The organism is Streptomyces sp. NPDC048258, from assembly GCF_043201995.1.
Classification (GTDB): Bacteria; Actinomycetota; Actinomycetes; order Streptomycetales; family Streptomycetaceae; genus Streptomyces.
Map to the genome: position 1 here is coordinate 451,458 of NZ_JBICZH010000002.1, position 17,078 is coordinate 468,535.

A 17,078-nucleotide genomic window follows, 5' to 3' on the forward strand; every position below is an offset into this window, starting at 1 on the left:
CATGAGGACGCTGACGTTCTGGCTGCGTCCGGCATTCGCGCTTCGCGTGGTGAACCGATTCCAGAGAATCGCGGGGTTCGATCGCTCGATGGCGCTGGCGTCCAGCATGCTGACCGCGATGATCTCCCTCGCGATCCTCTGCGGTGCCGTTCTGGCCGGCATCGGCGACAAGGACGTCGCCGACCGGATCATCGACCGGTACGGCCTCACCGGGGCCGGAGCCGATGCCGTGCGGCAGGTCTTCGCCTCGACCACGGACACGAGCATCGGCGTCCTCGGGGCCCTGTTCCTGCTGATCTCCACGCTGAGCTTCGCGCGAGCGGTGCAGCGGTTGTTCGAACAGACGTGGCAGCTCAAGCCCCTGAGCGTGCGCAACACCGTGAACGACCTGAAGTGGGCCCTCGTCTTCCTGGTCTACGTGCCGGTGAGCGGCTGGCTCTTCGCCGCCACCGGCGGCGGGCACCTCACGCCGGCGGCGACCCTGCTCGAAGCGTCGCTGACCGGGCTCTTCCTCGTCTGGGGTGGCTGGATCCTCTCGGCGAAGAGGGTCGCCTGGCGTGATCTCCTGCCGTTCGGTGTCATCGCGTCCGTTCTGACGGCGCTCTATTCCGTGGGCGCGGACTTCTATCTGCCACGTCTGTTCAACTCCTACGCCGACCGCTACGGCGCGGTGGGCGTGGTCTTCGCGATGCTCTCGGCGTTCTTCGGCATCGTGCTGGTCGTGGTGGGGTCGGCGGCGCTCGGCCGGGAGGTGCGTGACGAGCTCGGCCGCATCCGCCAGGGCGAGCGACCGCCCGATGACGAGATCCGCCGTGAATGGGACAACGTGGTCGACCAGATGAGGGAGCGTTGGCACACAACCCGGGGGAAGATCTCCCGCTTCCGGCCGGACAGGAAAGCGAAACGGCGCTGAGCGGGTTCGGTTCAGACTCCGGTGGTGGCGATGATGTCGCCGTCGGCGACGGCAGCGGTGAGCGCGGCGTGGTCGGAGACGGTCTGGTCGGCGTAGTGGAGTGCGAAGTCGGCGATGGCCCGGTCGAAGGTGTCGGCGTTGCCGAGGTAACCGGCGATGGCGACGCGGTCGCCGGAGCGGGCGTGGGCGCGGGCCAGGGCGATGCCGCACAGTTCGGCGTACTGGCGGAGCACGGCCGGGCCCATGGTCTCGACCAGCGCCGATCCCTTCATGTCACGCAGCTGTCGGCAGTAGAAGTGGCGTCCCTCCGGTCCGGTCGTCCAGCCGAGGAAGATGTCGCCGGTGGCCTGCATCAGCCGCTGTCCCGCGACCACCCGGTGGCCGTGATGACCAGCGCCTTCGGCCGGCAGGTGGTCCTCCAGTACGGACCGCGTGGCTTCCTTGATCTGGAGGAAGAGCGGGTCCCGCTCGTCGCGACCGGTCAGCAGGACGATGAAGCAGCGTGTGCCGACGCTTCCCACGCCGACGACCTTCCGGGCCGCGTCGACGAACCGGTAGCGGTCCAGCAGGAGGCGGCGCTCCTCGGGGAGGGTGCTGCGGTACTGGCTGAAGATCGCGTCGACGGCCCGTGTCGCGCGTTTGCCGACGGGCTCCAGCAGAGGGGGGTCGTGGATGATGCGCCGGCGGCCGCCCCGCATCTCGGTGAGCTTGTCGAGTGCCTGCAGGCTGGTGCGCCCGCGGGCGCGTTCCAGGTTCGCCTCGGCCCGTCCGCGCCGCTTGCGCTCGCGGATCAGGGGGAGTACCGCGTAGGGGTCGATCCGCTCGTACCAGACGGCGAGTTCGCCCTGCTCGGCCAGCTGCCGCATGGCACGCCGGTAGGCCGCGGCCGCGGCGCGGGCGGCTCGCCACGCCCGTTCGTCACCGTGCCCCCGGTCGCGGGCGGCCACGGCGACGCTGGCGGCGAGCCGCTTGACGTCCCACTCGAACGGGCCGGCCAGGGTCTCGTCGAAGTCGTTGAGGTCGAACAGCAACGCGCGCTCGGGTGAGGCGAAGACGCCGAAGTTCAGCAGGTGCGCGTCACCACAGAGCTGGACGGTCAGACCGGTGTTCGGTACGGCGGCGAGGTCCGCGGCCATGACGGCGGCCGCGCCGCGCAGGAAGGTGAACGGGGAGACCGCCATTCGCCCGTAGCGGATCGGCAGCAGCTCGGCCACCCGGTCGGCGGCCTGCCGCCGCAGCACCCACAGGGGATCGGCCCGGTCCGCGGCCGGTGTCCACCGGCCGTGCGAGGCCCGTCCGACTTGCTTGCGGACCGCGCGCCCGGTCCGGGCCCGATCGGCTGGACTGGTCATGGTCTGCTCCTTGTCGCTCCGCACCCGGCCTGGACGGCGGGACGGCGGATCGCGGGCGGGGCCTATTCCTCCGTGGCGCCGGCCTTCGAGGTCGGCCACTTGAGTTCGATCTCCAGCTCGATCTGCCCGTCGCCGACCTCGACCTCGATCTCGCTGAGGAGTTCGTCGGGGATCCGCAGGGTCAGCGTCCCGGGTCCGAGTTCCAGTTCGGCTTTGCCGCCGCGCCTGAGTGCGTCCGCGAGCGCGGAGAGCCGATCGGCGGCCTCAAGGCGTGACAGCGAACTCTTCTGCTCGAATTCGAGGTCCTTCACGGATGTCTCCAACCTGGGAGGAACGGGAACGGCAGACACCGTCAATTGTGACGCTGGGCATCATTTCGGGCATCCCGATGGGAGGCGCCGGCATCACGGGGGGTCCGCGCCGTCGGCCCGGTCCTCCGCCGCCGCGCCCGGCCGCGACCGGGCGAAGGCCAGTGCGACGACATCACGCCAGTGGGGAGGCGGAGCGGGCGTGCGGGACCCGGGCCGGTGCCTCGGTACCAGAACGCGCAAGGCGCCCGGGCGGACGGTGCAGGTGACGGGGGCGGGCAGCGACAGGGCCTCTCCGTCCACGGCGACCGCGATGCGGTCGGTGTGCGCGGTGATGACGATCCGGCGTGAGGCCAGTACGTGCAGACCCGCTGCCCGGGCGCCTCTGACCGCGATGTCCGCCGCCTGGGCCGCACTGCCCACCCGGATCCCGACGACACCCAGCAATCCCAGGTCCAGCCGGGGTCTGTGGCCGCCCGCGGACGTGGGTTCGGGGGTGGAGTACGGGTTGTTGCTCACCAGAAGGGCCTGCTGGGACTCCAGCTTCGTCTCGTCCGTCTGCGCGTCGAGCGTGTGACCGGAGTATCCGAGCAGGAGGTCCGGCAGCGCGTCCAGAATCGAGCCCGCCTTGGCGTCGCGGTAGTCCGGGCGCTGCACGACCTGCGCGTAGACCCCGAACGAGGCCGTGTTGACGAAGGCGCGGCCCCCCACGACGCCCAGGTCGATCCGGAGCTCCTCCCCGTCGGTCAGCGCGTCGAGGCACCGGGCCGGGTCCTCGCGGTCCAGACCGAGGTCCATGGCGAAGTGGTTCCTGGTGCCCGCGGAGATCGCCAGGAACGGCAGGTCGTGCTCGGCGGCCACCTCGGCCACCCGGGCCTGTGTGCCGTCGCCGCCCGCCACCCCCAGCAGGTCCGCGCCCTCGGCGACCGCCCGACGGGCGATCGCCGCGAGGTCCGTCTCGCCCGCGCTGCCCAGCAGCACGACCCGGGCGCCCAGTGCCTCGGCCTTCTCGACCAGACCGAAACGGCCGACCTTGCCGCCGCCGGACTTCGGGTTCATGATCAGCACCGGATGCCGGGGGAGCGGGCACGGGACCGCACGCATGCCTTCGGGTTCTCGCGCACGCAGCAGTGCCCACCGCGAGCACGCCACGGCGGCTGCCCACAGTGCGGCCGCGACCAGCACCGCGGGCCACAGGCCCGCCCGGGTGTAGAGCACCAGGACGGCCACGGGCGCGGCCACCGCGAGCAGCGCACCGGCCACCCGCGCCGCTCCGCGACGGGACAGCGCCCACCACGTACCCATCGCCGTGAGCGCCGAGCAGGCCACCGCGGCGGCGAGGACGACCAGACCGCCGAGCCCGCTCGCCGCCACCAGCGACACCGCCGCACCCAGGGCGCAGGCCAAGGCCAGGCGGGCCGGCGTGCGTGCGCGCGCCGGCGCGCCGGAACGGGGCGACAGGGACATCGTCCTCACGTCCTTCGACCGGTCCTGGTCCATGCCGGCCTGCCGGTGCGGCGCGGGCCGGGGTGACGCCGCCGCGGGGCCGCACGGGCATCCCGCGCCCGCCATGGGCGCGGGCCCGTGCGGACCCGTGGCGGGCGGATCTCAGGACTCGGTGTCGGACTCGGCCACGGCGATGGCGATCCCCAGAGCCTCCGTGATGTGGGTGGCTGCCGACATCACGCGGGCGGTGCCCACGATCGGCGCGATGGCCACCAGGACGTCCTGGAGCTGTCCCGCATCCACCCCGGAGTCCATGGCGGGGCCGATGTGGGCGACGTAGGACATCGCAGGCGCGTCCATGGCGACGAGTGCGGCGATGCGGGTGAGCATGAGGGTGTCCGCGGACAGGCCGCACCGCTCGAGCGAGTCGAGCGTCATGGCGGCGAGGGTGTCGAGGACAGGAGTGTCGGACGCAGTCGTCATGCGGATCATCTCCTGGCGGGATCGGGGGGTCGACGCCGTCGGTGGAGGGGAACCGGGTTCTCCTGCGGCGCATCCCTGTCCATCGACCTTAGGGACATTTCGGGCCGGGTGCGTCCTCGCCCGGCCCGGCCGTTCAGCAGTGGTCCGGGTGCGCGATGTCCACGACGAACCGCTCCGGCGAGTGCAGGGAGAAGGTGCGGTAGTACGGCACCGTGTCGAAGGCGGCGCCGAAGGTCACGTAGCCCTCGAAGTCGCCGGTCAGGGCGAGGCCCTTCAGCGTGCTGAGGTAGATCTTCTGGAGCTTGGGCCCCTGGTAGACGCTGTGGCCCGCGTCGTCGTGCGCGGCGGCGGGGTTGAGGCGGATCTCCAGGAAGTGCTTGCCGGTCAGCGGTACGGGCTCGCCGGACCCGTCGTAGCGCAGCTGCGGGACGGAGGTGACGGTGACCGGGGGGACGAATCCCTGCAGGTCGATGACGATCCGGTCGTACGCGGGGTGCCCGCCCCAGCGGGCATTGACCACGAGCGGCGTCTGGATCTGGGTCCGGGCCGGGGTGTGGGTGGCGATCACGGCCGAGGCCGGCGCGGCGAACGAGAGTCCGGCTGTGAGCAGGGCGCCGGAGGCCAGGGCCACGATCCGGCGGAAACGCGGGTGGATCATGACGTCCCCTCGATTCTCGGGAGGCGGGGACTTGTGACACAGCCTAGGACGCCGTAGTGGACCCCGCAGTTCCGCTTTCCCTTCCGTAATTTCCCCGGTACGCAACTGCCTTTGGTGGCAGGGTGGTTGAGTGGAACCCGAGCCGCTCGACCCAGGAGAGAACCGGATGCGCCGTCACCGCTTTCCTCGCCATGGAACGGTCGCTGTGGCCCTCGTCCTGGCGGCCACCGCCTGCGGCGGCGACGCGGACCGTGAGGTCTCGCAGGAGGGCAAGGGCGGCTACCGCTGGGCGGCCACGGACGAGATCTGCAACGTGCTCCCGTACGGCGAGCTCGCCGACCCGCTGGGCGCGCGCGAGGAGGCCGCGGACCGGATCAAGCGGTCCGGCGGGGGAGCCCCGGGCGTCCAGTGCGTCCAGCCGCTCGTCGCGTCCGGCCCGGCGAAGTACGGGAACGTCAAGGTCGAGCTGGACCTCGCCTACACGGAGAGCGTCGACTTCGCGAAGGACGTCTTCGCCAGGGGCCGGGAGAACACGGGCAAGGACATTCCGGACGACGGCCTCACCGAGGTGAAGGGCGTCGGCAAGGAGGCCTACCGGTTCGCGTACAACAAGCCGACCGAGCTGCGCCAGGTGCGCGAGCTGCGCCTGCGGGACAGCAACCTGACGATCGACGTGACGGTCACGGCCGAGGCGCGCACACCGCCCACCCCCGAGAGCCTGAAGGCGTACGACACGTCGGTGGACGACTTCGCCAAGGGGGTCCTCAAGGCCCTGCGCCGCGGATAGCGCGGCGGACGGCGCGGGCGGACAGCGGAAGGGGCCCGGCGCGTGCGCCGGGCCCCTTCCTGTCACCTGTCGTGGATCAGCACTCGATGACGTTGACCGCGAGGCCGCCGCGGGCGGTCTCCTTGTACTTGACCTTCATGTCCGCGCCGGTCTCCTTCATGGTCTTGATGACCTTGTCGAGGGAGACCTTGTGGCTGCCGTCGCCGCGCATGGCCATCTTGGCCGCCGTGACGGCCTTGACCGCCGCCATGCCGTTGCGCTCGATGCACGGGATCTGGACGAGGCCGCCGACCGGGTCGCAGGTCAGGCCCAGGTTGTGCTCCATGCCGATCTCGGCCGCGTTCTCGACCTGCTCCGGGGTGCCGCCCAGGACCTCGGCGAGGGCGCCGGCCGCCATCGAGCAGGCCGAGCCCACCTCGCCCTGACAGCCGACCTCGGCGCCGGAGATCGAGGCGTTCTCCTTGAAGAGCATGCCGATCGCGCCCGCGGCGAGGAGGAAGCGGACCACGCCGTCCTCGTCCGCGCCGGGCACGAAGTTCATGTAGTAGTGCAGGACGGCGGGCAGGACCCCGGCGGCGCCGTTGGTGGGAGCGGTGACGACCCGGCCGCCCGCCGCGTTCTCCTCGTTGACCGCCATCGCGTAGATGGTCGCCCACTCGCTGCGGTGCAGCATCGGGTCGCCCTCGGTGCGCAGCTGGCGCGCCGTGGAGGCGGCGCGGCGCTTGACGCGCAGGCCTCCCGGAAGGATGCCCTCGCGGGACATGCCGCGCGCGACGCAGGACTGCATGACGCGCCAGATCTCCAGCAGGCCCTCGCGGATCTCGTCCTCGGTGCGCCAGGCCTTCTCGTTCTCCAGCATGAGGGAGGAGATCGACAGGCCGGTCTCGTTCGCCAGGCGCAGCATCTCGTCGCCGGAGCGGAAGGGGTACTTCAGCACCGTGTCGTCGAGCTTGATCCGGTCCTCGCCGACCGCGTCCTCGTCCACGACGAAGCCGCCGCCGACCGAGTAGTAGGTCTTCTCCAGCAGCGGGGTGCCGGCGGCGTCGTACGCGAAGAGCGTCATGCCGTTCGCGTGGTACGGCAGCGAGCGCCGGCGGTGCAGGATCAGCTGATTCGGCTCGTCGAAGGCGATCTCGTGACCATCGCCTATCTCCGTGCCGAGGAGGCGCAGGCGGCCGCTCTTGCGGATGCGCTCGACCTCGTCGTCCGCCGTCTCCACGTTCACGGTGCGGGGGGAGTGGCCCTCCAGGCCCAGCAGGACCGCCTTGGGGGTGCCGTGGCCGTGCCCGGTCGCGCCGAGGGAGCCGAAGAGCTCGGCGCGGACGGACGCGGTCTGGGCGAGGACACCGTCCTTCTTCAACCGCGTCACGAACATGCGTGCGGCGCGCATCGGGCCGACCGTGTGGGAGGAGGACGGGCCGATGCCGATGGAGAAGAGGTCGAAGACGGAGATGGCCACTGGCGGACTCCCTTGTCTGCTCGTGGGGTGGGAGGGGGCGGGAGAGGTGGATTGTTCGGATTTTGTCCGACAGACGAGCTTAACGCGGCGAAATGAACGTCTCGTCTGCCGGAAGGGGACGGAGGGGGGTCACACGGGTGTCGGCTCACCCTCCCGTACGCCGGCCTCCCCTGCCTCCGGGACCGGGCCCTGACGCCCGCGTGCAGGCCGTCCGCGGCCCTGGTCATGGGAAGGGCCCGGCCTGCGCACAAGCAAGGCCGGGCCCTTCCCAGCGCTGACTAGAGCGACGGGTACAGCGGGAACTTCGCGGCGAGCGCGGAGACGCGCGCCTTGAGGTCCTCGCTGTCGTAGGCCGGCTTCAGCGCGGCCGCGATGATCTCCGCGACCTCGGTGAAGTCCTCGGCGCCGAAACCGCGCGTGGCGAGCGCCGGCGTACCGATCCGCAGACCCGAGGTGACCATCGGCGGCCGCGGGTCGTTCGGGATGGCGTTCCGGTTGACCGTGATGCCGATCTCGTGGAGCCGGTCCTCGGCCTGCTGGCCGTCCAGCTCGGAGTTGCGCAGGTCGACCAGGACCAGGTGGACGTCCGTACCGCCGGAGAGGACGGAGACGCCGACCTCGGTGACGTCCGGCTGCACCAGGCGCTCGGCGATGATCTTCGCGCCCTCCAGGGTGCGCACCTGGCGCTCCTTGAAGTCCTCCGAGGCCGCGATCTTGAAGGAGACCGCCTTGGCCGCGATCACGTGCTCCAGCGGGCCGCCCTGCTGACCCGGGAAGACCGCGGAGTTGATCTTCTTGGCCAGCTCCTGCGTCGACAGGATGACACCGCCGCGCGGACCGCCGAGGGTCTTGTGCGTGGTGGTGGTGACGACGTGGGCGTGCGGCACCGGGTTCGGGTGCAGGCCCGCGGCGACCAGGCCGGCGAAGTGCGCCATGTCGACCATGAGGTACGCGCCGACCTCGTCCGCGATGCGGCGGAAGGCGGCGAAGTCCAGCTGGCGCGGGTAGGCGGACCAGCCGGCGACGATCAGCTGCGGCTTGGACTCCTTGGCGAGGCGCTCGACCTCGGCCATGTCGACCTGGCCGGTCTCGTCGACGTGGTACGGGACCACGTTGTAGAGCTTGCCGGAGAAGTTGATCTTCATGCCGTGGGTCAGGTGACCGCCGTGGGCCAGGCTCAGGCCCATGATCGTGTCGCCCGGCTTCAGCAGCGCGAACATCGCGGCGGCGTTCGCCTGCGCACCGGAGTGCGGCTGGACGTTCGCGGCCTCGGCGCCGAACAGCGCCTTGATGCGGTCGATCGCGATCTGCTCGACCACGTCGACGTGCTCGCAGCCGCCGTAGTAGCGGCGGCCGGGGTAGCCCTCGGCGTACTTGTTGGTCAGGACCGAGCCCTGGGCCTCCATGACGGCGACCGGAGCGAAGTTCTCCGACGCGATCATTTCCAGGGTGGACTGCTGGCGCACGAGCTCGGCGTCGACGGCTGCGGCGACGTCGGGGTCGAGCTCGTGGAGAGGGGTGTTCAGTACGGACATCAGGATCCCCTGGGGTCAGTTACCGGCGGTGAGCTTGGTGTACTCCTCGGCGGAGAGCACGTCCTTGGGCTCCTCCGAGATGCGCACCTTGAACAGCCAGCCGCCCTCGAAGGGAGCGGAGTTCACCAGGGCCGGGTCGTCGACGACGTCCTGGTTGGACTCGACGATCTCGCCGGAGACGGGGGAGTAGAGGTCGCTGACCGACTTCGTCGACTCCAGCTCGCCACAGGTCTCGCCCTCGGTCACGGTGTCGCCGACCTCGGGGAGCTGGGCGTAGACGACGTCACCGAGCGCGTTGGCCGCGAACTCCGTGATGCCGACCGTCGCGACGCCGTCCACGGCGTCCGACAGCCACTCGTGCTCCTTGGTGTAACGCAGCTGCTGGGGGGTGCTCATGACCTGATTCTCCTGGATGCGGGGGAGTGGATACGAACAGTGGTCTTGGGTACTGAGACGGCGCCGTACGGATGTCCGTACGACGGCCTGCGCGTCGGGTCGTGCGAAGTGTTACTTCTGCCGCTTGTAGAAGGGCAGGGCCACGACCGCGTACGGCTCATGCGTACCGCGAATGTCGACGCCGACGCCGGAGGTGCCGGGCGCGGCGTGCGCCGCGTCCACGTACGCCATCGCGATCGGCCGGCCGAGCGTGGGGGACGGGGCGCCGGAGGTGACCTCGCCGATGACCTGTCCGCCGGCCACGACCGGGAAACCGGCGCGCGGGACGCGGCGGCCCTCGGCGATCAGGCCGACCAGCTTGCGCGGCGGGTTCGTGGCGGCGCGCTCGGCGGCGGCCTCCAGCGCGGCGCGGCCGACGAAGTCCCCCTCCTTCTCGAACTTCACGACCCGGCCCAGCCCCGCGTCGAAGGGGGTGAGGGAGGTGGTCAGCTCGTGCCCGTACAGCGGCATGCCCGCCTCCAGGCGCAGCGTGTCGCGGCAGGAGAGGCCGGCCGGGACCAGGCCGACGCCCTCGCCGGCCTTGGTCAGCGCCTGCCACAGCTCCACGGCGTGCTCGGGGGCGACGAACAGCTCGAAGCCGTCCTCACCGGTGTAGCCCGTACGCGCGATCAGCGCCGGCACCCCGGCCACCGTGCCCGGCAGACCGGCGTAGTACTTGAGCCCGTCCAGGTCGGCGTCGGTGAGCGAGGCGAGGATGCCGGGGGACTCCGGGCCCTGGACGGCGATGAGCGCGTACGCGTCGCGGTCGTCGCGGACCTCGGTGTCGAAACCGGCGGCGCGCTCGGTCAGGGCGTCGAGGACGACCTGGGCGTTGGAGGCGTTGGCGACGACCATGTACTCGGTCTCGCCGAGGCGGTAGACGATCAGGTCGTCGACGATGCCGCCGTCCGCCTGGCAGATGTGCGTGTAGCGGGCGCGGCCGACGCCGACGGTGGAGATGTTGCCGACCAGCGCGTAGTCCAGGGCCTTGACGGCCTCCGGGCCGGTCAGGGTGATCTCGCCCATGTGGGACAGGTCGAAGAGGCCGGCCTTGGTGCGTACGGCGTTGTGCTCGTCGCGCTCGCTGCCGTACCGCAGCGGCATGTCCCAGCCCGCGAAGTCGGTCATGGTCGCACCGAGGGAACGGTGCAGCGCATCGAGGGCGGTCAGACGGGGGGCAGTGCTCATGGGTGTGGCTCCCGAGTCCCAGGGCATGACATGACGAGGAGGGTCCTCCCCATCTGTCATCGGAACCTGAGAGGTTCGCCGAGAGTTCCTGGTTGCCAGGGATCGTCGGCTTGCACCTTGGGTGGAGCTGTCGAGCAGCTCGCTTTTCAGATCTGCCTCATCCACGCGGTACGGGGCCTGAGAGATTCAAGGGAGGTTCTTGCTCCTTCGGCGCCCGCGCACGGCCTTGCGGCGTGCCCGGGACTCTCCCGCGCGGATTCAAGCGGCCGGTATGCAGTTGGTCCAGATGGCGCACATCATTGCACGCCACCGCGGTGATCGGGGGTGGGGCCCCGAAAGTTCGTGCGGCGCTCAAGCGGCCGGACCGGAACCGGGGCTGCCGGATTACCGTCTCTTTACACTCAGTGGGCAAGGGTCCTGGCGACCCGATTCGGGGGAGGCGATCACTGTGCGGAGATTCGGAGTAGTGGCGGCGGCGGCGACCGTGGACGCGGTGCCGGCGCAGCGGGGTGCGCGCGTGCGGAGCGAGGCGGCAGGGCCCGTACGTGACCTCCGCGGCCTGGGCGTACGAGGCCCGCGGCGGCTGGGCTTCGCCGCGGGGGACATCGTCGTGGTGTCCGGCCTGCCGGGCGGCGGCAAGAGCACGCTGATCAAGCGGGCGGCGGCCGAGGGCGCGGCGATCGACTCCCAGGACACCCGTGAGCGCTGGGAGCAGCGGATGCCGGGGGCGCTGCCGTACGCCGTCTACCGGCCGCTGGTGCGTGCCGCGCACTACTGGGGCCTGTGGCGGACCCTCCGCTCCGGGGCGTCGGTCGTCGTGCACGACTGCGGTACGCAGAGCTGGGTACGGGGCCTGCTCGCGGCGGCCGCGCGCCGCCGGGGCCGGGCGCTGCACCTGCTCCTGCTGGACAGCAGCCCCGCGGAGGCCCTGGCCGGGCAGGCGGCGCGGGGGCGCCGGGTGTCGGCGTACGCCTTCGGCCGCCACCGGGGCGCGGTGACCCGCCTCCTCCGCTCCGCGGAAGCCGGCCACCCCCCACCGGGCTGCGCCTCGGTGACCCTCCTGGACCGCGCCTCGGCGGCCGCCGTGACACGGATCGCCTTCCACGCCTGACGCGCCGAGGCTCCGCCCCGGACCCCGTGGCCGAGCCACCGCGTCCCGGTGCGGCGCCGTTGCCGGGGGCGCCGCCCCCGGACCCTCCCCCAGACTCCGTCCGGGGGTACCCCCAGCGCCTCGAACGCCGGCGAGGCTGGGTTCGGCTGGCAATGTCAGCCCCGCCGGCGTTTGAGGCGCGGGCGCGGAGCGCCGTGTCCGGAGCCGCACCCGAACGCGGCAGCGCAGGCACAATCAGCCCCGCCGGCGTTTGAGGCGCGGGGTTCGGGGCGGAGCCCCGGTCTTTGAGCCGCGCTGGCGTTGAGGCGCGGGTACACGGGCGGAGCCCTGGCGGCGGAGCCCCTGCGGCGGGGCCGGGACCGGCGGAGCGATAGCCTCGGCACGACATTCGGCGGGAAACACACGCGGAGGCAGGGGCACATGCAGGGCAGCGGCTGGCCGGGGAATGAGCTGGAGCAGGTGCTCGGGGCGGCGCTCGGGCAGCCGGACGCCGGCGGACGGATCCTGGAGGTGCTCGGGCGCAGCCAGGTGTGGGTGCCCCTGCCCGGCGGCGGCGGGCAGGACTCGGCCGCCCTGGACCTGCCCACGATGGACATCGGCGGCGCCGCGTACGTCCCGGTCTACAGCTCCGAGGCCCAGTTCCTCGCCTGCGTCGGCCCCGGCATGGACTTCGCCGTGGCCCCCGCCGTCGAGTTCGCCCGCGGCCTGCCCCCGCAGCTCGGCATCGCGCTCAACCCCGAGGGCGCCGTCGGCGTCCCCCTGCCCCCTCCCGCGGTCGCGGAGCTCTGCCGCACCGGCCGGACCCCGCTCGACGGCCCGTCCACCGGCGGTCGGGTCCGGCTCTACGAGCCCGACTGGCAGGAGGACCCGGTGGACTTCCTGGCCGCCGCCGCCGAGGAGTTCCGCGCCACCGGCGTGGTCGCCGCCGCACACCGCTGCCTCGCCAGCGTCGAGGGCGCGGACCCGGAACTGTTCATCGGCGTCCGCCTGGTGGGATGGGAAGCCGGGATGCGAAACGCCCCGATGGAGGCCCTCGGCCGGGCCCTGGCCCGCGTACCGGCGCCCTGGCCCGTGCAGTTGATCCTCCTCGACGCCGCCCAGGACCCGGTCACGGACTGGATTCGTGAGCGCGTACGCCCCTTCTACCTCCCGTAGCGCCGCTTAAGCTGTTGGTACGTGTGGACGACGGGCGGACGAAGAGGGGTACCGGGTGAGTGCGTCAGGCACGGCCGCGGCCGGGCAGGTCGAGCACATGCTGCGCCAGGTGACACCCGGGCGGTATGAGAGCTACGAGTCGCTTCTGCACGCCCTCTCCGAGGGCCGGCTGTGGATGCTGCTCTGGCAGGGGCAGCCGGGTTCCCCGGACGCCCAGTACGGCGGCATGGAGATCGAGAGCCTCGGGTACGCGCCCTGCGTGACCTCCCCGCAGGAGCTGGCCGCCAGCGGCTGGAACCGGGGCTACGAGGTGGTCACCGGGCGGGACATCGCCCGCGCGCTCTATCCGGACCGCTGGGGCCTGTGGCTCAACCCGCACGCCCAGGGCGGCGGCCTCGGCATCCCCTGGGCCGACCTGCGCCGGATCGCGACCGGCCTGGACCGGATGCCGGCCGGGCCGCTGCGGCTGTCCGAGCCCGCCATCGAGCTCCCGCAGTTCTACGGGCTGCTGACCCAGCACGCGCACCGCACCCCGGCCGTCCGGTCGCTGCGCCGCGCCTGGGTGCAGCCCGCGCTCGGGTCCCCGTACCTCGCGGTCGGGCTCGACCTGTACGACGCCTCCGCGCCCGCGCTGGAATCCGTACGGGAGATGATGCGCCAGTCGGTCGGCGTGGTCCCCGAGGGCGTCCCGGTGTGCACGGTCGCGCTGGCGGACGAGCACGACCCCGTCGCGATGTGGCTGCGCGCGCAGACCCGCCCGTTCTACGACCGCGAGGGCCAGGCGCCGCCCTACTGACCGGCACCGCCCGACCGGGTGTCCCGCCGACCGGTCCCGCCCCCGTTCCCAGACATCCGCATATCGAGACATCTGTTTCGAAGGCCGCACCGGACCCCATCGGTGCGGCCTTCGCCATATCCGCTGAATCGACCCAAGAATCATGTCTCACATGGCAGTTGGGCCGGATGTCCGTTCCGCGCCGAAGGGGAGGTGTTTCACCGCTCAACAGAGCTCATGGTTCGGATAACGGAAGGTGTAGACGCAGATCACGGTTGCGCATCACATCCCCGGCAGGTCTGGCGGCCGATTGAGCGCCCGATGAAGACTCCCCACCCAAGAGCCGGTCCAGTCCTGAGAGACCCGGCTCAGCATGTGCACCTCGCTTGTTGTTCCGCACGGCAATTCCGGCAATTCCTGCACTTCACACGCGTCCTGTGTATCCCACGCACTCCGAGCGCCACTCCGCACCAACGCCGCCACAGCGGCGGGCATGGGCCGGCCACCCGTCGGCCGAGAGGGGTCCCCACCACGATGACGGCACCACTGCATGACACGAGCGCGGAAACACCCGCACCTGTGTCCGTAGCCGACGTCCCTGCCAAGGCCATCGAAGGCCGCTCGCCCGGCCGCATCGCCTGGATGCGGCTCAAGCGCGACAAGGTCGCGCTGACCGGCGGCGTGGTCGTGATCCTCCTGATCCTGGTGGCGGTCTTCGCGCCGCAGATCGTGAGCCTGCTGGGCCACCCGCCCAACGAGTTCCACGAGGACCTGATCGACCCGGACCTGGGCACACCGCTCGGTTCCTTCGGCGGCATGAGCTCCGACTTCCTGCTGGGCGTCGAACCCACCAACGGGCGCGACGTCTTCAGCCGGATCGTCTTCGGCGCCCGGATCTCGCTGGTCGTCGCCTTCCTGGCGGCCTTCGTGTCGGTCGTCATCGGCAGCCTGCTCGGCGCGCTCGCCGGGTTCCTCGGCGGCTGGGTCGACGGCCTCATCAGCCGCACGATGGACCTGCTGCTGGCCTTCCCGCAGCTGCTGTTCACCATCGCCCTGGTCTCCGTGGTCCCCAACTCCCTCTGGGGATTCGAGGGTTCGGGCGTCCGCATGGGCGTACTGATCGTCGTCATCGGCTTCTTCGGCTGGCCGTACATCGGCCGTATCGTCCGGGGCCAGACGATCTCCCTGCGGGAACGCGAGTACGTCGAGGCCGCGCGCAGCCTCGGGGCCGGCCGCGGCTACATCCTGATCAAGGAGCTGCTGCCCAACCTGGTCGCCCCGATCCTCGTCTACGCGACGCTGATCATCCCGACCAACATCCTTACGGAGGCAGCCCTCAGCTTCCTCGGCGCCGGGGTCAAGCCGCCCACGGCCTCCTGGGGAAAGATGCTGTCCGACGCCGTCCCCATCTACCAGGACGACCCCATGTACATGGTGGTCCCCGGTATCACGATCTTCATCACCGTCCTGGCGTTCAACCTCTTCGGGGACGGGCTGCGTGACGCACTCGACCCCAAGGGCAACTGAACCGCTTCATCGATTCACCCACCATGGAGGTTGGACAACCGTGATCCGCAGAAAGCAGGCATTCGCGATCACCGCCGTGATCGCCGCCCTGTCGCTGACCGCCGCGTGCGGTGGCGACGACGGCAAGACCGAGGGGAAGGGCTCCGGCGCCGCCGCGTTCAACGCCGCCACCACCGGCGTCGTGAACCCGTCGGACGCCAAGGGCGGTGAGCTCAAGCTCTGGTCGCCGCAGGACGTCGACTACCTCGACCCGGCGCGTGCCTACTACGGCTTCGTCTGGAACATGCAGCGCCTGTACATACGCCAGCTGCTCGCCTACGACAGCAAGCCGGGCAAGGACGGCACCAAGCTGGTCCCGGACCTCGCCGAGGCGCTGCCGGTCCTGAGCAACGACGGCAAGACGTACACGCTCAAGCTCAAGGACGGCGTGAAGTTCGAGGACGGTACGCCGATCACCTCGAAGGACATCAAGTACGGCGTCGAGCGCAACTTCGCGCAGGACGTGCTGTCCGGTGGTCCGACCTACCTGATCGACCTGCTCGACCAGGGCCAGAAGTACCCCGGCCCGTACAAGGACACCGACCCCAACAAGATGGGTCTGAAGTCCGTCGAGACGCCGGACGACAAGACGATCGTCTTCAACCTGGCGAGCGCCAACTCCGACTTCAGCTACCTGCTGGCCATGCCGTCCTCCTCGCCGGTCCCGGCGGCCAAGGACACCGGCGCCACCTACACCAACAAGCCGGTCTCCACCGGCCCGTACAAGGTGGAGAGCTTCACCGCCGGCAAGGGCGCGACCTTCGTCCGCAACGAGAACTGGGACCCGAAGACCGACACGATCCGCAAGGGTCTGCCGGAGAAGGTCTCCTTCACGGTGACGACCAACCCGGACGACATGGACCAGCGCCTGCTGTCGGGCGACATCGACCTCGCGGTCGACGGCACCGGCGTCCAGCAGGCCGCGAAGAACAAGATCCTCAAGGACGAGAAGCTCAAGGCGAACGCGGACAACCCGTTCACGGGCTACATCCGCTACTTCGCCTTCCCGCAGACCGTCGCGCCGTTCGACAACATCGAGTGCCGCAAGGCCGTCATCTACGCGGCCGACGCGAAGTCCCTGCAGACCGCCCGCGGCGGTCCGACCAGCGGTGACCTCGGCGCCAACATGCTGCCCCCGGGCATCCCCGGCTCGGACAAGTCCTACGACCCCTACGGTCTGACGAAGGGCGAGCCGCAGGAGGCCAAGGCCAAGGAGGCCCTCAAGGCCTGTGGCAAGCCGGACGGCTTCGAAACCACCATCGCCGTGCGCAACAACCGCGCCCCCGAGGTGAAGACCGCCGAGTCCCTCCAGGCGGCGCTCGCCAAGGTCGGCATCAAGGCGACGATCGACCAGTACGACGGCAAGCTCTCCTCCTCCACGGTCGGTTCGCCCGAGAACGTGAAGAAGAAGAACTACGGCATCATCGTCCACGGCTGGGGCGCCGACTACAACTCCGGCGCGGGCTTCCTGCAGCCCCTGGTCGACGGATCGTTCATCCTGCCGAACGGCAACAACAACTACTCGATGCTCGACGACGCCGAGATCAACGGCCTCTTCGACAAGGCCGCCGCCGCCGCCACGCCGGAAGCCGCCGCGCCGGTCTACACGGACATCAACAAGAAGGTCATGGAGAAGGCGCTCTACCTGCCGATCAACTTCGACAAGGCCTTCGTCTACCACAACCCGCGTCTGACCAACGTCTACTTCAACGACTCCATGGGCAAGATCGACCTTGCCACCGTGGGTATCGCCGCCAAGTAGCGGTCCGGTGCAGAGAATCAACCCAGCACGCAAGTAAGTAAGTGCCTTCACCGCACATGCGCTAGTCCGAAGGGCAGGTGAAGGCCGCAGGCGGTGGCCGCCGTCCCCACAAGGGGCGGCGGCCACCCGCCCCGGGCGGCCGACT

At 70.7% G+C, this 17,078-nt stretch carries 16 protein-coding genes and 1 riboswitch; of the genes, 7 read left to right on the forward strand and 9 right to left on the reverse strand.

The annotated features are described in order from the left end of the window. Position 1 precedes the first annotated feature (1 nt). On the forward strand, positions 2 to 913 hold the full coding sequence (locus ACGFYQ_RS06225) for a YhjD/YihY/BrkB family envelope integrity protein (protein ID WP_393740476.1): 912 nt from the start codon (positions 2 to 4) through the stop codon (positions 911 to 913). Positions 914 to 924: 11 nt separating this feature from the next. Here the strand turns inward: ACGFYQ_RS06225 and ACGFYQ_RS06230 are convergent, their stop codons facing one another. From ACGFYQ_RS06230 to ACGFYQ_RS06250, 5 genes are all read right to left on the reverse strand, one after another. Next, the gene (locus ACGFYQ_RS06230; RefSeq protein WP_393740478.1) at positions 925 to 2,265 is read right to left on the reverse strand and encodes a DUF2252 domain-containing protein; all 1,341 of its coding nucleotides are present in this window, start codon (positions 2,263 to 2,265) and stop codon (positions 925 to 927) included. Between the two features lie 62 nt (positions 2,266 to 2,327). After that, positions 2,328 to 2,576 (reverse strand): amphi-Trp domain-containing protein, encoded by a 249-nt coding sequence (locus tag ACGFYQ_RS06235; protein WP_393740480.1) that lies wholly within the window; start codon positions 2,574 to 2,576, stop codon positions 2,328 to 2,330. 93 nt (positions 2,577 to 2,669) lie between these two features. Then, complete coding sequence (locus ACGFYQ_RS06240; protein WP_393740482.1) at positions 2,670 to 4,040, reverse strand: diacylglycerol/lipid kinase family protein; 1,371 nt, start codon at positions 4,038 to 4,040, stop codon at positions 2,670 to 2,672. A 141-nt stretch (positions 4,041 to 4,181) separates the two neighbouring features. Then, the gene (locus ACGFYQ_RS06245; RefSeq protein ID WP_393740484.1) at positions 4,182 to 4,502 is read right to left on the reverse strand and encodes a carboxymuconolactone decarboxylase family protein; all 321 of its coding nucleotides are present in this window, start codon (positions 4,500 to 4,502) and stop codon (positions 4,182 to 4,184) included. A gap of 133 nt (positions 4,503 to 4,635) precedes the next feature. Continuing rightward, entirely contained in the window at positions 4,636 to 5,160 is a 525-nt protein-coding gene (locus ACGFYQ_RS06250; RefSeq protein ID WP_393740486.1) for a hypothetical protein, read from the reverse strand. A 205-nt stretch (positions 5,161 to 5,365) separates the two neighbouring features. Here ACGFYQ_RS06250 and ACGFYQ_RS06255 point away from each other — a divergent pair, with 205 nt between their 5' ends. Continuing rightward, positions 5,366 to 5,947, forward strand: coding sequence for a hypothetical protein (locus ACGFYQ_RS06255; protein WP_393740488.1), 582 nt, complete (start codon positions 5,366 to 5,368; stop codon positions 5,945 to 5,947). A 76-nt stretch (positions 5,948 to 6,023) separates the two neighbouring features. On the opposite strand, the gene ACGFYQ_RS06260 is transcribed toward ACGFYQ_RS06255, so the two are convergent. The 4 genes from ACGFYQ_RS06260 to gcvT all read right to left on the reverse strand — a co-directional run bounded on the left by ACGFYQ_RS06260 (position 6,024) and on the right by gcvT (position 10,564). Next, a complete protein-coding gene (locus tag ACGFYQ_RS06260) occupies positions 6,024 to 7,406 on the reverse strand; it encodes an L-serine ammonia-lyase (protein ID WP_393740490.1) in 1,383 nt (460 codons plus the stop codon). Positions 7,407 to 7,684: 278 nt separating this feature from the next. Next, entirely contained in the window at positions 7,685 to 8,941 is a 1,257-nt protein-coding gene (gene glyA, locus ACGFYQ_RS06265) for a serine hydroxymethyltransferase (RefSeq protein ID WP_393740492.1), read from the reverse strand. A gap of 15 nt (positions 8,942 to 8,956) precedes the next feature. Continuing rightward, complete coding sequence (gcvH, locus tag ACGFYQ_RS06270; RefSeq protein WP_393740494.1) at positions 8,957 to 9,337, reverse strand: glycine cleavage system protein GcvH; 381 nt, start codon at positions 9,335 to 9,337, stop codon at positions 8,957 to 8,959. A gap of 111 nt (positions 9,338 to 9,448) precedes the next feature. Then, the gene (gcvT, locus tag ACGFYQ_RS06275; RefSeq protein ID WP_393740496.1) at positions 9,449 to 10,564 is read right to left on the reverse strand and encodes a glycine cleavage system aminomethyltransferase GcvT; all 1,116 of its coding nucleotides are present in this window, start codon (positions 10,562 to 10,564) and stop codon (positions 9,449 to 9,451) included. 156 nt (positions 10,565 to 10,720) lie between these two features. Further along, positions 10,721 to 10,825, reverse strand: a riboswitch (glycine riboswitch). Between the two features lie 181 nt (positions 10,826 to 11,006). On the opposite strand from gcvT, the gene ACGFYQ_RS06280 reads away from it, so the two are divergent. The 5 genes from ACGFYQ_RS06280 to ACGFYQ_RS06300 all read left to right on the forward strand — a co-directional run bounded on the left by ACGFYQ_RS06280 (position 11,007) and on the right by ACGFYQ_RS06300 (position 16,933). After that, a complete protein-coding gene (locus tag ACGFYQ_RS06280; RefSeq protein WP_393740923.1) occupies positions 11,007 to 11,675 on the forward strand; it encodes an AAA family ATPase in 669 nt (222 codons plus the stop codon). Between the two features lie 420 nt (positions 11,676 to 12,095). Further along, positions 12,096 to 12,830 (forward strand): enhanced serine sensitivity protein SseB, encoded by a 735-nt coding sequence (locus ACGFYQ_RS06285; protein ID WP_393740498.1) that lies wholly within the window; start codon positions 12,096 to 12,098, stop codon positions 12,828 to 12,830. A 55-nt stretch (positions 12,831 to 12,885) separates the two neighbouring features. Then, positions 12,886 to 13,626 carry an enhanced serine sensitivity protein SseB C-terminal domain-containing protein gene (locus tag ACGFYQ_RS06290; protein ID WP_393740500.1) on the forward strand — a complete coding sequence of 247 codons (741 nt, stop codon included), beginning with the start codon at positions 12,886 to 12,888 and terminating at the stop codon, positions 13,624 to 13,626. A gap of 513 nt (positions 13,627 to 14,139) precedes the next feature. Next, positions 14,140 to 15,132, forward strand: a complete 993-nt coding sequence (locus ACGFYQ_RS06295) for an ABC transporter permease (RefSeq protein ID WP_362405130.1) — start codon at positions 14,140 to 14,142, stop codon at positions 15,130 to 15,132. A gap of 40 nt (positions 15,133 to 15,172) precedes the next feature. Then, entirely contained in the window at positions 15,173 to 16,933 is a 1,761-nt protein-coding gene (locus ACGFYQ_RS06300; RefSeq protein WP_393740503.1) for an ABC transporter substrate-binding protein, read from the forward strand. Positions 16,934 to 17,078 lie beyond the last annotated feature (145 nt).